14 protein-coding genes are annotated in these 15,707 nt (G+C 54.3%); 3 read left to right on the top strand and 11 right to left on the bottom strand.

All coding sequences use genetic code 11. From position 1 onward, the window contains the following. Positions 1-11: 11 nt before the first annotated feature. Together JW953_18975 and ftsH are read left to right on the top strand one after the other, a co-directional pair. Positions 12-1,970, top strand: coding sequence for a protein kinase (locus JW953_18975; protein MBN1994788.1), 1,959 nt, complete (start codon positions 12-14; stop codon positions 1,968-1,970). A gap of 104 nt (positions 1,971-2,074) precedes the next feature. Further along, entirely contained in the window at positions 2,075-4,012 is a 1,938-nt protein-coding gene (ftsH, locus tag JW953_18980; protein ID MBN1994789.1) for an ATP-dependent zinc metalloprotease FtsH, read from the top strand. A 53-nt stretch (positions 4,013-4,065) separates the two neighbouring features. On the opposite strand, the gene JW953_18985 is transcribed toward ftsH, so the two are convergent. After that, a complete protein-coding gene (locus JW953_18985) occupies positions 4,066-4,497 on the bottom strand; it encodes an acyl-CoA thioesterase (protein ID MBN1994790.1) in 432 nt (143 codons plus the stop codon). 6 nt (positions 4,498-4,503) lie between these two features. Then, positions 4,504-5,172, bottom strand: coding sequence for a pyrimidine 5'-nucleotidase (locus tag JW953_18990; GenBank protein ID MBN1994791.1), 669 nt, complete (start codon positions 5,170-5,172; stop codon positions 4,504-4,506). 595 nt (positions 5,173-5,767) lie between these two features. Here JW953_18990 and JW953_18995 point away from each other — a divergent pair. After that, on the top strand, positions 5,768-6,388 hold the full coding sequence (locus JW953_18995; GenBank protein ID MBN1994792.1) for an MBL fold metallo-hydrolase: 621 nt from the start codon (positions 5,768-5,770) through the stop codon (positions 6,386-6,388). A gap of 20 nt (positions 6,389-6,408) precedes the next feature. Here the strand turns inward: JW953_18995 and JW953_19000 are convergent, their stop codons facing one another. From JW953_19000 to JW953_19040, 9 genes are all read right to left on the bottom strand, one after another. Beyond that, on the bottom strand, positions 6,409-7,095 hold the full coding sequence (locus JW953_19000) for a phosphate ABC transporter substrate-binding protein (protein ID MBN1994793.1): 687 nt from the start codon (positions 7,093-7,095) through the stop codon (positions 6,409-6,411). A gap of 187 nt (positions 7,096-7,282) precedes the next feature. After that, positions 7,283-8,098 carry an undecaprenyl-diphosphatase UppP gene (gene uppP, locus JW953_19005; GenBank protein ID MBN1994794.1) on the bottom strand — a complete coding sequence of 272 codons (816 nt, stop codon included), beginning with the start codon at positions 8,096-8,098 and terminating at the stop codon, positions 7,283-7,285. A gap of 294 nt (positions 8,099-8,392) precedes the next feature. Further along, positions 8,393-10,159: an extracellular solute-binding protein gene (locus JW953_19010; protein MBN1994795.1), complete on the bottom strand. Its 1,767-nt coding sequence runs from the start codon at positions 10,157-10,159 to the stop codon at positions 8,393-8,395. Positions 10,160-10,260: 101 nt separating this feature from the next. Further along, positions 10,261-11,097, bottom strand: coding sequence for a D-amino-acid transaminase (gene dat, locus JW953_19015; GenBank protein ID MBN1994796.1), 837 nt, complete (start codon positions 11,095-11,097; stop codon positions 10,261-10,263). Beyond that, positions 11,094-11,756, bottom strand: a complete 663-nt coding sequence (locus JW953_19020; GenBank protein ID MBN1994797.1) for a deoxynucleoside kinase — start codon at positions 11,754-11,756, stop codon at positions 11,094-11,096. Before JW953_19020 ends, dat begins: the two co-directional genes overlap by 4 nt. A 178-nt stretch (positions 11,757-11,934) precedes the next feature. Next, positions 11,935-12,930 carry a hypothetical protein gene (locus JW953_19025; GenBank protein MBN1994798.1) on the bottom strand — a complete coding sequence of 332 codons (996 nt, stop codon included), beginning with the start codon at positions 12,928-12,930 and terminating at the stop codon, positions 11,935-11,937. A gap of 77 nt (positions 12,931-13,007) precedes the next feature. After that, positions 13,008-13,778: a Mut7-C ubiquitin/RNAse domain-containing protein gene (locus JW953_19030; protein ID MBN1994799.1), complete on the bottom strand. Its 771-nt coding sequence runs from the start codon at positions 13,776-13,778 to the stop codon at positions 13,008-13,010. Between the two features lie 12 nt (positions 13,779-13,790). Continuing rightward, positions 13,791-14,879, bottom strand: a complete 1,089-nt coding sequence (locus JW953_19035; protein MBN1994800.1) for a zinc ribbon domain-containing protein — start codon at positions 14,877-14,879, stop codon at positions 13,791-13,793. A gap of 32 nt (positions 14,880-14,911) precedes the next feature. Continuing rightward, complete coding sequence (locus JW953_19040; GenBank protein MBN1994801.1) at positions 14,912-15,694, bottom strand: MBL fold metallo-hydrolase; 783 nt, start codon at positions 15,692-15,694, stop codon at positions 14,912-14,914. Positions 15,695-15,707 lie beyond the last annotated feature (13 nt).

Below are 15,707 nucleotides of genomic sequence, written 5' to 3' on the forward strand. Positions count from 1 at the left end.
CCGTCTGCTGTATGGAACTTCCCGTAGTTTTTAATGACCGTTATCAACTGGTCAAAAAAATTGGTGAGGGCGGCCTGGCCGAAGTTTACCAGGCCCAGGATATGTCTCTGGGCCGGATGGTGGCGGTTAAGGTGTTGCGGCCCCAATATACCCGCGACCCCGGCTTTTTGGTCAACTTCCATCGCGAGGCCCAAAATGCGGCCCGGTTGAGCGATTCTTATATTGTGGCGGTGTACGACTTTGGCCAGGCTAAAAGCCGCCCCTACATTGTAATGGAATGGGTGGCCGGGTCTGACCTGCGCACGGCTATCGCTGAGCAGGGGGCCATCCCCGTAAACCAGGCCGTTACCTACGCCATTCAGATTTGCTCGGCGGTGGGGGCCGCCCACCGGGCCGGAATTGTGCATGGCGATTTAAAACCGGGCAATATTTTGCTGACCCCCACCAATCAGGCCAAAGTGACCGATTTTGGCCTGGCCCGCGCCCTGGGCGAAAGCACCATGGAGGAGGGCGAAGTGGTTTGGGGCACCCCGGCCTACTTTGCCCCGGAGCAAGCCTCCGGCGACCGGGCCTTACCCGCCACCGACGTTTACGCCATTGGCATTATTTTGTACGAGATGCTCACGGGCCGGGTTCCTTTTGTGGGCGTAGACGACCAGGACGTGGCCCGCAAACAGATTTACGAAGCGCATATTCCGGTTGACCGGCTTGACCCCATCATTCCCGAACCCTTGGCCCGTATTGTTGACGCGGCCATGGCCAAAAATCCAAACGAACGCTTTTTAACCGCCGACCATTTGCGCGAGGCCCTGATGATGTATAAACAGGGCCGCTTGAGCGCCAGCGGCAGCCAGTCGCCGATTTCGGCCGTGGTCGGCTCTCCTCTGCAGAACGTGGGCTATTCCGGCGCTGTGCCACCCCCGCCGCCCCCCCCCTCCCCGGCTGCGGCTCGCCAGCGTTACGTGCCGGCTGCTCAGGCGGCCACGCGCTCTAAAAAGCGCGGCGGGTTTGACGGAATTTTATTGCTGTTGGGTCTGATTGCCATTATTGCCATTGCCGGCCTGATCCCCTTATTTGTGGCTATTTACCAGGCTTACGCGCCCGAACCAAGCGGTATTTTCCCCACCCCTCTGCCCACCCTGCTGCCCGACCAGGTGCGGATGCCCGACATTGTGGGGCTGGATGAAACAGCGGCCCGGTCGGCCTTAACGGATATGGGCCTGGAATTGGTGATAGCGGGCGAAGAGCCGCATCCTACCTGGCCGGCCTTTACCATTATCCAACAATCTATTCCGGCTGGCGCGGGCGTGGACCTGGGCAGTCCGGTTAATGTAATTCTCAGCCAGGGACCACCCTTGATTGAAGTGCCCGACGTGAGGGGCATGAATTTTGAAGAGGCCCAGCAGGCTTTAACTGCGCTAGACTTGGTGGTGCAGAAATTTGAGGATTGGAGTGTGGAAACACCGGGCAGAGTGCTTGGGCAAGACCCCCCGCCGGGTTCGCTGGTAGCTAACCGGACCTTGATGACCCTGGTGGTGAGCAGCGGCTCCCGCGTGCCCATGGACGCCAATTTTGATGGACAAATTCTATTAAAAGCGTATGAAATGCCCCGGGTGCAGTTTAAACCCGGTGAAATAGTCAATCTGACCTTCTTCTGGCAGGCCATTAAGCCGCCTGTAGCTGATAACAATTTTTTTGTCTATTTAACCACGCCCCAGGGAGGAATTGTCTCTCAAATTGACGCAGCGCCCCAGGGCATCGCCCCTACCAGCCAATGGCCTGTGGGTGAAGTCAACTTCAATCATTACCAGGTGGCTATCCCCATTACGGCGGCTCCGGGTAATTATCAGATTCGTATCGGTTTTTACAATCCGGCTACAAAAGTGCGGTTACCTATTTTGGAACCGGGCCGGGGCGAACAGGATAATCTGGGCGCCTTGATTTTGCGTTCAGTAGAGGTAGTCCAGTAAAAAATCTGGATAGCTTCCTTTTAAATATCCCCTTTGTTTTGGTATAATTATGGTCAACTTTAGTTGACGGCCAACGCCTGTTGGCAGTAGTTTTGGAGGAAAGTGTGAATTCAGGCTTTTTCAAAAATAGCGGCATTGTTTATCTGCTGGTTCTGTTAGCCGTAGCTGCTATTGTTTTTAGCATTTTTTCCGGCCCCAGAAATACCAATGAAATAGACCTTAGCACCGTGGCCGAAGATATAAAAGCGGGTAAGGTAGAGAAAATAGAGATTCAGGAAGATGAGTTAACGGTAACGTATACCGGCGCTGATAACTCTCCGGTCAAATCTCGTAAAGAAACCGACGTTAGTATTTTTAAAACATTTGAGGACCTAAGTGTTTCAGCCGAAAATCTGAACAACATCGAGATAACCGTTATTCCTCGCAGCGCCTGGAGTGATTGGGGCACTTTGGCCCTGACCGTCCTGCCCCTGGTGATTTTGGGCGGATTGCTTTTTTTTATGGTCCGCCAGGCGCAGGGCTCCAACAATCAGGCCCTCAGTTTTGGCAAAAGCCGGGCCAGGATGTTTGCCGGCGACAAACCCACCGTGACGTTTGAAGATGTAGCCGGCGCCGAAGAGGCCAAGGAAGAACTGGCCGAGGTGGTTGAGTTTTTGCGCGAGCCGGAAAAATTCATCTCCCTGGGCGCGCGTATCCCCAAGGGCGTGTTGATGGTTGGCCCTCCCGGCTGTGGCAAAACCCTGCTGGCCAAAGCCGTTTCCGGCGAAGCCGGCGTACCCTTTTTTAGCATCTCCGGCTCCGAGTTTGTGGAGATGTTTGTGGGCGTGGGGGCCAGCCGGGTGCGAGACCTGTTTGACCAGGCCAAACGCAACTGCCCTTGCATTGTTTTTGTGGATGAGATTGACGCCGTAGGCCGCCATCGGGGGGCCGGCCTGGGCGGCAGCCACGACGAGCGCGAGCAAACCTTGAACCAGATACTGGTGGAAATGGATGGTTTTGAAACCGACACCAACGTGATAGTAGTGGCCGCCACCAACCGCCCGGATATTTTGGACCCGGCCCTGTTGCGTCCGGGTCGGTTTGACCGCCGGGTGGTGCTGGACCGGCCCGACTGGCAGGGACGAAAGAAAATTTTAGAAGTTCACGCCAGGGGTAAGCCGTTGGCCACCAATGTTAATTTAGAGGCCTTATCCAAAATAACCATCGGCTTTTCCGGGGCGGATTTGGAGAATGTGATTAATGAAGGGGCCATCCTGGCGGCCCGGCGCGGCCAAAAGCAAATCAAAATGGCCGATTTACAAGAGGCTATTGAAAAAGTGCGCATGGGGCCGGAACGCCGGAGCCGTATCCGCAATGAAGAGGAGTTAGAAGTTACCGCTTATCACGAAGCCGGGCATGCCCTGGTGTCGCATCTGATTCCTGAAGCAGACCCGGTGCATAAGGTAACAATTATTGCCCGGGGCAGCACTCTGGGCGTTACCTTATTTTTGCCGGAGGATGACCAGCGACTGATGAGCGTGTCGGAATTTAAGGCCCGCCTGGCCGGCGCCTTGGGGGGACGCGCCGCAGAAGAAATTGTATTTGGGGATGTCACGACGGGCGCCAGTCACGACCTGCAAACCGTGACGCGCATGGCTCGGGCTATGGTCACCCAATACGGTATGAGTGAAAAATTAGGCCCTCTTACCTTTGGCGATAGAGAAGAATTGATTTTTTTGGGAAGGCAAATCAGCGAGCAGCGCAACTACAGTGAAGAAACTGCCGAACAGATTGATTTTGAAGTACGGCAGTTGGTTGATGAAGCTTACAAGCGAGCCTGCCAGCTTTTGACCGATAATATTGATAAGTTAAAATTGGTAGCCACCCGTTTATTGGAAGTAGAAACGCTTGAAGCAAAAGAATTTGCCGCGCTGGTAGATGGCAGCGGTGATAATCCAGAAACCGATCCGGCGCCCCCAGGAAATGCTTCCCCAGAAAAAAGCTCGTCGTCTGATGCGCCGCCAAATGTAGTCCCTCCCTCTACAGCCCCGCTTCCGGCGTAATAATGGTTGCTCTGAATACTAAAATGGCCTCAACCCGGCGGTGAGGCCATTTTTTAATCTTTGTCCGTTGGCGACGACGACATGCTTTCTTTGAAAAAAATTTGCCACTCGGTGGGCATTTTGGTGACATTGCCTTGCCGGTCAAGACTGATGAGCGTGGTGTAGGCTTCGGCCAGGATAGTCGCGGTTTTGGGATCAACTACCTGGTATCCAAATTTCACCTGCCGGCTGCGCATTGCTTTCAGCCAACACCGGATGGTGACTTGTTGGTCGTAATAAGCCGGCTGCCGGTAGCGGATATGCACTTCTGAAACAGCCAGCCGCAAGCCCGCTTTTTCAAATAGAGCATAAGAACTGCCATGCGCCCGCAGCCACTGGCTGCGCCCCTCCTCTAGCCATACCACGTAGGCGGCGTGGTGCACAATGCCCATCTGGTCGGTTTCGGCGTAACGAACGTGGAAGGTGGTTTCAACCAAGTTAGGCATGGAGCGTTAGAGTCTCTCCATGGGGAGTAGACTTTTGACCACGCCCTCCACGTGAAAGATAGTGGGCACAACATAATCAATGGCAATAGACCTTTTGCCCCCATTAATTAAGATGGTTGTCATGCGCAAATCTTTAGCCGGCATCAAGTTGCGAGGCGTATCGTCAACCATAATACAATTCTCCCCCGGCACTTCCAATAAATCCAGCGCTTTCCGATAGGCCATCGGGCGAGGTTTGTTTTCATAGCCCAAAACCTTGATGTCAATAATCAGGTTGAAATGAGGGCGTACCCGCAGGGTGTTTAGCACCCGTTCGCAGTGCTCCACATCGGCGTTGGTAAAGATAACCTTGCGTAACGGAATTTCCTGGAGCATTCGGTCCAGCGGAGGGCTAATGCCCAGAAAGTCTTTCGGATTCACCTCGTGTACAAAATCCAGGTACTCCTGCGGATTGATGTGGTATTCTTCCATTAAACCCCGGAGCGCCGTGCCATATTTCTGATAGTAATCGAGTTTTTTGCTGGTGGCGTCATCAGCCGGAATACCAACTCTTTGCGTCATAAAATACAAAATGCGTTCGCTGATGGCCTTCATCAGCCCGGCTTCTTTGGGATAAAGGGTGTCGTCCAGGTCAAATAAAATATATTCAAATTGAGAATTATCTTGCCTTTTCACCTTGACCACCGTCGAGATGGACGGTTACCGGGCCATCTCACGCAAAAACCGCCTCTCGTTTTTAATTTAGGATAAAGGGCAGATTAAAAAATATTAAATCAACATTAACAAATCATCCTCATTCCTTACTCGCCATAAGCGCGGCAATGTGGTATACTTCTGTCTCAAAGGAAGGTTAGGCGTAATTTACAAAGGGTAGTGGCGTGATGCTGGGGACAAATTGGCTTGGATTTGGGGTGAACCGACAACCGCTAACGGCGGTAAAGCGAGGCTAATTTTTTGAAGGTGCAATGCGGTTCAAATAAAACTACTGGTCAGAATTCTTGTTTAGCCACCCTGGCCAGGTTTTTTCAACCTTCTCCGGGAGGCCATAGCCTGATCGTTTTCGGAGCCAACAAAAAAGGAGTGTTATCTAAACCGGCCCAAGATGCGCCCGGCATCTTTGGCCTCAGATACAACACTCCTCTTTTTAATGAACGTTTATATCGTTTGTAACAGAAATCATAGTAACATAACCTATTTGAATTGTCCAGTCTAAATGGTAGGTATTTTGGCCTGTTTTGCCCAATTTTAATGCTGTTAAGGAGGGGTTGCCTTGATTATCAAACAGTTACCCGTTGGCCCCGTTCAAGCCAACTGCTACATTGTGGGGTGTGAAGAAACCGGAGAAGGCGTGGTTATTGACCCCGGCGACGAGGCGGACCTTATTTTAGCCGAAATTAAAGAATCGGACCTGACCATAAAATACATTTTAAATACCCACGCCCATTTTGACCATATTGTGGCCAACGGCCCTCTGGTTGAAGCGACCGGCGCGCCGTTGGCGTTACATCCATTGGATTTGCCTTTACTCAGAGAAAATGGGGGCGCCGGTTTTTTTGGCCTTCAAGTTCCGCCCGGCCCGGAACCTGACCTGGCCCTGGCCGAAGGGGACACGCTTGTTTTTGGCCGGCATATGCTTGAGGTGCTGTTCACGCCGGGGCATTCCCCCGGTCACGTCAGTTTTTATGAAGCCAAAGAGGGCGTTCTTTTTGACGGCGACGTGCTTTTTGCCGGCGGCATTGGCCGCGCCGACCTGCCCGGCGGCAGTTACGAAACCCTGATGGCCAGCATCAATGAAAAACTGATGGTTTTACCCGATGAAACCATTGTCTGCTCCGGCCACGGCCCGGTGACCACCATTGGGCAGGAGCGGGCGACTAATCCGTGGCTATAACGGGTTTGTTCACGGCCCATTCACTTTGCGCTCCCCCATTCTTCTCTCACAATGGCCTGACCGGCGGGGCTTAAGACAAACTCAACAAATTGCGTGATTTCTGGCCGGCTCTGCTCCGGCGTAATCAGCGATAGCTCCCGGGTTAAAAAATAGCTTCCTGAATCAAGATTTTCCAGGCTGGGCGCAACTCCCTCAATGGGCGCCGCGTAAACCCCTTGCCCTACAAAGGCCAAAGAAACATAGCCGATGGCGTTTGGATTTTGGGCCACAAAATCAAACACAGCCTGGCTGCTGGGCATTACTATGGCGGTGGGCGTAACGGCCCGGTCGGCCATAACGGCCGTTTCAAAAACTGCCCGCGTGCCGGAGCCGTCCTCGCGGCTCACTACCTGGATCGTCATCGGCAGTCCCGCCACCTCTTGCCAGTTGAGCAGCCGTCCGCTAAAAATGTCGCGCAGTTCCCGCAGCGAGAGTCCCTCTACTTTATTCTGAGCGTTGAGAATAATGGCCACCGCATCTTGGGCGATGGGTATCAAGCGAACCTCATTGTTCAGGTCTGAGGGCGTCCAGGAAACCATGCCTATGTCGGCCTGGCCGGTTTCAACCGCCCATTGGCCCAATTGCGAACCGCCGCCTTGAATATCAAAAGTAACCTGGGGATGTTCGGCGCTAAAGCGCGTGGTCAGGTTGACCAATAACGGTTTCATGCTGGTTGATCCGGCTACCTTGAGAAAAACGGGCGGCGGAGGCGTAACGGTCGCCCCGCATGCAGTCAGAAATAGCAGTAGTAGAGCAACAAAAAAACAGAGGGATAGGGGAGCGCCGCTTTGAGTAAAGTTGAAACGTTTTTGCCTACATGAGCAGAGAAGATATTTATTTGAGGGCAAACACACGTTATCCTCTGCTGATATATAGGATAATGCTGGCAATGCTGACGATGGCGCAATAGGCGGCAAAAACATACAGCGAATGGCGTTGCAGATAATAAAGCAGCCAGCGAATACAAAGATAGCCGGACACTGCCGCGGCGATAAAGCCAACGGTAATGGCCGGCAGTTCGGCGGCCAGCGTGCCCGTATCCAGCAGGTCTTTTAAGGCCATTACGCCGGCGCCCAACAAGGCCGGAATGGACATGAGAAAGCTGAAGCGAGCGGCGGCGGTCCGGTTGAAGCCACGCAGCACCGCCCCGCTGATGGTTGCGCCGGAGCGGCTAACGCCGGGAAACATGGCTGCGGCTTGCCAGACGCCAACAATGAAGGCGTCGAGCCAGCCAAATTGTTCTAAATCGCGCAACCGCGCGCCAAAGCGTTCGGCGATAACCAGCAAAAGAGCCGTACAGATAAGAAATACGCCCGCCAAAGCCGGTGAGTCGTAAGTGGCCTCAAAATAATCCTTAAAAAGCCAACCCAATATCACCGCCGGGATGGTGGCTGCCACCACCAGCCAGCCCAATTTGGCTTCAAATGTAGCCAGCGGCCGGCCTTGCCAAAGACCCTGGCTGACGCTTTTGATAATAACCATCAAATCCGGCCAGAAAAAAATAAATACGCCCACCAGCGTGCCCCACTGCACCAATACTTCAAAGGCAAAGGAGGCGTCGGGCCAGCCCAAAAACCAGGGCACCAGCACCAGGTGAGCCGAGCTTGAAACCGGGATGTATTCGGTTGCGCCCTGGATAAGACCCAGAATGAGGGCGTGAAATAGATCCATAATTTGAGATGTTCCTTGTTTGATAATAGACCTGTTGCAAAATAAAACTCGGACTAATCTTTCCACAGAAGGTGTTATCCCTGTTATTTTGCAACAGGTTTAATGATAATTTATGAGGTTGTTTGGTGTAGCGCGACTATTCACCTGGCCATGTCATTTATGACCGTAATTCTGAGGCCATAGGCCGAAGAATCTCCATGCGGCCCTACTTTGCTTCGTTTTTGGTATATTGCATGGAGATTCTTCGCTCGTTCCTCGCTCAGAATGACATGACCTGAATGGTTACGGTATAGTTTAGAAGTAACTGCTAATCAACTCCAACAGTTGTTGAATATCCTCCGGGTTGCCGGATTGAACCCGCGTGGCGCTGGCCCGGGCAATGGAGTTGAGGGCGTTGATGTCGGCATCGCCGCCATAGGCCACGGGAATAACGATGACCGGGTTACGGTCTTCCCGGCTGGATTCGATGAGGGCCACCACTTCTTGCAGCGACATCTGGCTGCTGGTGTCCTGGCCGTCGCTCAATATAATGACGGCCTGAATCCGGTCATCCTCGCCGCTGCGGGAACTTCTCAGGAATTCGATGGATTGGAGAATGGCGTCGTAAAGAGAAGTGTCGCCCTCGGCATACAGGCTATTGATCTGGTTGGTCATTTCAGCCTGGTTGCCCTCGGCTGAAGCCAGCGGCACAACCGGGTTGACACTGCTGTCAAACCTGACCAAGCCCACCTGGTTTTGGGGCGGCATTTTGTTAACAAAAGCCAGGGCGGCTTGTTTGGCCTGCTCAATTTTGTCCCCACTCATCGAGCCGGAGGTATCCATCACCAGCAGCACGTCGGCCTGCTTTTTGACAAATTGCCAACTGGCCTGCACCTCGGCAATCACTTCGGGGTCGGGCACTTCCAAAATGGCGGTGGGTTGGTTGGGGTCAACGCCCAATTCCGGGGCAATGGGATAGCCCACGGTCACGCTGGGGTTGACCGGCCGAAAACCGTTTTCCATCACTTTCTGCTGGATCGGCTCGCTGCGAATGAATTCGGTAAATACTTTGGCCGCCTCTCGCTGCTCATCCGTTACCCAATCGGCCTGGGGAACGGCAAAGGGATGCTCGTGCCAAAACGTGCCTTCTTTGGGGTAAAGGGCCACCAGTTTCTCCGGCGGTTTGTAAGCGGTTTTACCCTGGTTGATGTAGATGAGGTCGTTTTCTTCCAGGGCCACAAAGTCCAGATAACTTGGCCCCTGGGCAATGTACTCTTTAAACTCGGTGGTGCGCGAGGAATAATGACGGATTAACTCTTCAATATCGCGGACACCTTGTTGCACGGCGGGGTCGCGCACCTGTTCCAGGGTAAGGCGGCGAAAGTCGGGGTCGTCGCTGTTGGCGCGGGCGCTGGCGTAAAATTCGGCAATCAGGGTAGAGAGGGCAGTGGAACTGATAAAGGGGTCGGTGTGGCCGTAGTAAACGGTGGTGCGGTCTCCAGGAATGTTGTAATCGGCCCAGCCGTTGGGCGAATTGAGCACCGCCAGCAGTTCTTCCCAGCCCACTTCGTCGCTGCCGCTTTTTTCTTGAATGGCTTTGAGCCGGCTCTCCCAAATAGCCATTACCACCGGGGCCAGCGCCGTGGGCGGGCTGTCGGCCAGGTCAAAAATTTGGCGGCCCGTTTGAAAGTTGACCAGGGCCAGCCAGTGGCTCACCGAGGGCGAAAAAATGGTGGGCCGGGCCACGTTTTCATTGTTGGGCGCAATAATGGCGTTGATAATGCCCTGGGCAATTTGGCCCGACGAGCCGGGGCCGCCCGTAACAAAAATAGGCCGCTCGCCGTCGGCCAGGGCCTGGCCGGTGAGGGGATTTTTGCCGTCAATGTAAGCCTGGTTGAACTGCTTAATGGCGTCAACCATGTAAAGCTCTTCTTCCGGGGCGTAAATGATAGAGATTTCAACGGCGTTTTCCGGCGGCTGTTGTTCGCTCTCACCGCCCAAAATGCCGCCGCTGTCGCCTCCCCCGCCGCAGGCCAGGGCCAGCAATAGTGGGAACAGCATAATTAATAACTTTTTAGACATGTTTCATCCTCCAGATGCTAATTTTTATTGCAGGTTTTCTAAGTCGGCCAAATTTGGCACAATACCATTGTGCCTGAAAGTGGGCCGGTTGGCAAGTGAAGCTAACCCACTCTCCGGCGGAAAGCCTGCTGCAATTTTTGGGTGATGGGGCCGGGTTGGCCATCACCTACGGGCCAATCGTTCACCCGAACTACCGGCATTATTTCAGACGTGGTGCCCAGGAGCATCATTTCTTCGGCGGAAGGCAAATCCTTTTCCAGAAGAGGAAATTCTTTAACCGGAATGTTCAGGTTGGCGCACAGGCTTAAAACAACTTCTCTGGTGATGCCGCCCAGGATGTAATGACTTTTGGGATAAGTGACCAATTGCCCGTTGCGCACGGCGGCAAAGTTGGTGTGGGTGCCTTCGGTCAGCGCGCCGTCGCGCACAAAAACGGCTTCTGCTGCGTCGCTCTCCTGGGCCTGTTGGCTGGCCAGCACGTTGGGCAGCAGGGAAACCGATTTAATATCGCAGCGCGTCCAGCGCAGGTCGGGCGTAAGGATAATTTTGATGCCCTGCTCCATTTTTTCGCGGGGTGGGTTGAAAGGAGTAGCCGTGGCATAAACCGTTGGCGAAACATGGCTGCCGGGGAAGGTGTGCCGGCGGGGAGCTGCGCCGCGCGTTACCTGGATGTAGACCAGGGCGTCGCTATCTCCAAGTTGGTTGTGATGAAGTAACTGCTGGGCGACTTCTCTGAAAATCTCCGGGTCCGGTCCACCTATTTGTAACTCGCGCAGGCTGCGGGCCAGGCGTTGCAGGTGCGGGTCTGTTTGGAACAGGCGGCCCTGGTAGGCGCGGATCACCTCGTAAACGCCGTCGGCAAATAGAAAGCCGCGGTCATCGGGAGAGATCTTTGCTTCTTGTTTGGGGAGATATTGGCCGTTGAAATAAACTATCATTTTGCCTCATCATTGTTGTTTGACGGAAAAACAACATCCTCTTTCCCCGCCAATTTATCCTGAATCCGTTGCATAACAATGTCCAGGTGTTTGGTTTGGTTGACAAAATCCAGGTCGTCGGTGTGGATGGTGAGCACCGGGCAGAGGTCAAAGATATCTATCCACTCCTTGTAAAATGTTTCCAGCAGCGATAGATACTCAAAGGTGATGCCGCTTTCAATGACCCGACCCCGCTGGTGGATGCGGTTGAGCAGCACCGGCACGGGCGCGGTAAGATAAAGCAGCAGGTCGGGCCGGGGCAGGCCGGTTATGATCAGGTTAAAAACATTCCGATAAGCCTGGTAGTCCCGCTCATTCAAGTTGCCCAGATGATGGAGCGCGCGGGCAAAGATGTAGGCGTCTTCGTAGATGCTGCGGTCGGCGATGGCGGATTTGGGGCTGTGGGCCAGGTCAAGATGCTGCTGCGCCCGGTGGCCCAAAAAGAAAACTTGCAAGTGGAAGGACCACTGGCGCATATCGGCGTAAAAGTCGGCCAGGTAGGGGTTGTCGGCCACGGATTCAAAACTGGTTTGCCAATCCAATCGGGCGCCCAACCGTTCGGTGAGGGAAGTTTTGCCGCTGCCAATATTGCCGGCCACCAGAATGAGGCGTTTAGTCATTATTTTTTCCTGTGGTCAAGGTAAATGATTTTCTCATTGTAACACAACAACCGGCTTAATCACAAGAATGATGGATTTGGTCATTCAGCGGGTGCAGCGGAATGAAGAGTAGTGGCGAGGGTTGCCCGGCCGCTTGGAGATTCGCTGCCGGTCGTCTGATGCCCAAAATTAGGGGCACTCACTTTTGGCGATGTTGCAATAAGTGGTTGGCGGCGGCGAAGCCAAGCACCAGCAAAACCAGGGTGCCAAAGGCCACCGCCCCCCCCGAAATGTTCTGAGGCAGGGTGGCCCCGGCATCCGGCAATTGGCTCTGGCCCGTGATCGGCATATCTGAGGGAGGCGTGCCGGTAGGCGTGGGGGTGAGGGTGGGCAATTTCCGGCGGGTGGGGGTTAAGCTGGGGGTGGGCGTGGCCGTAGGCGGAACATAGGGGCCAACCATGGAAATATCGTCAAGGTTAAAGTTCAGTTCAGTGCCGGTGGGTTCCAGTTTCATGCCCCGGATGAAGAGGGTCAGTTTGGTGGCATTGCCGGTAAAAATGGTGTAGACAAAACGTTGGTAATATAAATGGTTGGCGTCGCTGGCGGGGCCGCCGGAGCCAACGCGGAGTTGTTCATCCACGGCCATTGCCGTCCAATTTTGTACAAAATAATATTTACCCCGCCCCTGGTAATCAAGACCCCAACTCATGGTATATTCGTCCTGATTGCGGTCCGCTTCCGGCGCGTCGGAACGCATCAGGGCGTGGATGGTCAACACGTAGTTCATGTTGGGCACCACTTCTACCGTTTGGTAAATGGCAATGATGCGCTCCGGCAGATAGGTGTCTACCTGGGCGATTTCCATTAATTGGGCGTGTTTGCCGCTATGAACCGCTTCGGCCCATTCCTCATCGTACCAGCCAAAGTGGGCGCCGCCGTTGTTGTAAGGATACCAGTAGGCCGCCACTGCGTTGCCCTGCACATTGTTGCCGGTGTAACGATCCTCAAAATCGCCGTTTTTGATGGCGTTGGTGAGGCGATAGGTTTCAGGCCCTCCCTGGGGCAATGGGGCAGGGTCGGTTTGGTTGTTGAAGTTGGCGGCGGTAAAGCCTGAAATAATAAAGGCGGCCAAAACAAAACTGGCTAAAACAACGGCCGCAATGGATTTGTTTGTTTTGAGCGCCGGTGTCATCATCAAACAGCCTCCTGGCAGGCGGTAATTAGACATAACAAGAAGTTATAGTTTTATGATAACATAACTATGGGGATTTTTCAATACGTGTAGTAAGTTTCGGCAGGGTTGCGCTGAAGCACGCTGTCAATAAACTGCCGCATCCGTTGGTAGTGGACCCCTTTCCAGTAGACCCGGTTGCAGGTGGGACAGTGGCAGAACTCATGATAACGCTGCCTGGTTTTGGGGAGTAAGCGGTGGCTGATGTTTGCTTTGGCCACCGGCTGTAGCAGGCCGTTGCAGTGCAAGCAGCGTTGAAACGGTTTGACCGACCGGTACAGGTCAAAACGGCGCAGCACCTCTATTAATTGTTGGCGGGGGTTGGTGGCCCGCAGGCAGTAGCCGTGGGTAACAATGCTGCGTTTGAGCAGGCCCCGGTCGCGGGTTAAGAGAATGCGGCCGTTGCTGCTGGAAATGCGGGCCAGTTCGTCGTCGTTGTAATCATTGCGGTACAGCGTATCAAAACCGAACATACGCAGGTAGGCGGCCAGCCGCCCCAGGTGAACGTCAAGCACAAAGCGGGTCTCGCGCAGGGGTTCGGGCCGGAGCCGTACCAGGGGGGTGATGTCCAGCGACTCGAAAACGGGATAAACGCTGATCCGGTCGCCATCCTGCACCGGGTAGGAAAAGTCAACAGAGCGGCCGTTGACCAGGATGAGGTCAATCTCGGTATGCGGCACGCCCAGCGCCTCGATCATGTCTTTAACCGAGGCCCTGAGCACAAAGGAATGGCTGAAGAACCGTTGTTTTTTGGCCGGGGGCAGGAAGTCATTTAATTCGGCGTAAAAACGGAAATAAGCCTGTTTTGTCAATTTGTTTTGGGCCTAACGCGCCGGTTCGGTATCCATGACGGCGTTAAAGGTATTCACTTTCAATATCCACCGGCTGCCGAGATCGTACCGTTGGAACTCGGTTTCGCTGCTGGTGGTGTAGGTGTATTGTCCCTGTTCGGTATTGAAAATGATTTTGTATTGTTCCACCCGCTCTCCCGGCCGTTGATTTCTGCTCAAAACCGGCTCGGCGGGCCATTGGGGATTGCGGTTATTGCCGCCAAGCGAGACCTCGTCAACCTTTTGCCATTCATCTACGGTGTATTTGCACCACTCCTCATACACCTCGTACTCACAATCCTGCACTACCTCGGCATAGCCGCTGCCTTTGTCTACGCTGTAGGGTGTGCCGCAGACTTCTTTGGCGTTGGGCGCGGGATTATCCTGGGTGTGATGCACTTTTTGGGTGCAAACGCCCACAATGGCCTCTGCCGGGATGCTGTCACGCCAATCTGCATGTTCAACCGGCTGTAAGGCTTCAATGGCAATGGTGCGAGTCCACGAGACATCTTGCACCGTGCCGTTGATGTCGCTGGTGCGGGCGGACAGAATAAAAAACACAATGGCGGCGAGACAGCAAAGTAAGGCCACTCCCCCGGCGATAACGGCCCATAACCTGTTTTGCGGGCGGCGCAGGGGTTTGGCCGGCACTGCCCTGGCTTCAGGTTCGGGTCTGGTCAACGGGGCGCCACATTGGGCGCACTTGGGCGCGTTGGCCTCGTTCTCCGCGCCGCAGGCCGAACAGGTGATTTTTGGCGCCGGGCCGGTGCGGCGCGCGCCTAAAATGCGGCCTTTATCTCTGGCCTTACCCTCGCGCAGGTCGGCCCCACACTGGCTGCAAGTGGCGGCCCCGGCCGGGTTGCGCGACCCGCAGTAGTAGCAATGAATATCGGGGCCGGCTTTGGCTTTGGCAATTTCAGCTTCGTTTTTGATAATCTCTTCCTGCGCGGCCTGCTCAAATTGCACGTCGTCGGGCTGGGGCATGCCACAACTGGTACAAGTTTTCTGCGGCCCGGGATTCCTGGTTTGGCAATTGGGGCAGGTCCATTCGGTGCGGACATAGCCTACTGTTTTTTTGACCATGGGGTCTTCCCTTTCTGATTAGAGTATTTCTCTCATTGATCAGCTTCATTCAGTTGAACTTTGGTGCCGTCTTCGGCCACGGTGAGTTTGCCGGGGTAACGATCTTTAAAGGCTTGGATAATTCGGGCCGGTGTTTCGTCAAATTCTGGCCCAATATGGCTAATGAGCACGTGAGGCACTTTGGCCGTAGCCGCAAAGTCGGCCACGGTTTCGGGTTGGTGATGGGCCAGTTCGTGGATCAGCAGGTCGCAACCGTTCATAAAGGGGCTGAGTTCTTCCGGCGAGCCTAGATCGCCGCTGTAAACAATGCGCCAGCCCGGGCCGTTGATCACCATACCCAGGGCAACCGCCTTACGCCCAAAGTTGGTTTTGTAGGCGGTGCTTTCCAGGTGTTGGGTTTTGAAGAAGGTAACTCGAAGGAGGGCTTCTTTGATGCGTTTGCCGGATTTAACGTTGGTGATATTGAGTTCGTAGGCCAGCCCTTCGAATGATTGAAAGGAGTCGGCCAACAACCGCCTGATTTTGCCGCGCGTGCCGCGCGGCCCGTAGATATTGAGCGGGCCGGGCCGTTTAAGCAGATGATTTTGGGTTAAAAAAAGACCCAGGCCGGCAATGTGGTCCATGTGCCAGTGGCTCAGGAACACGGCCTGCACGTCGGCCGGGTCCAGGTTGTAACGATATAACAGAGTGCTCACCGGCGCGCCGCAGTCAAGTAAAAAGAGCTTGCCCGCCGCAGTCAAAGCGTAGGCCGGGGCAAAACGCCGCCGGGTGGGCTGCCCCGATGAAGAACCGATTACCAAAAATTCATCAGACATAGCGATTGTCTCC

The sequence above is a fragment of the Anaerolineae bacterium genome, assembly GCA_016931895.1.
In the GTDB taxonomy this organism is placed as follows: Bacteria; Chloroflexota; Anaerolineae; order 4572-78; family J111; genus JAFGNV01.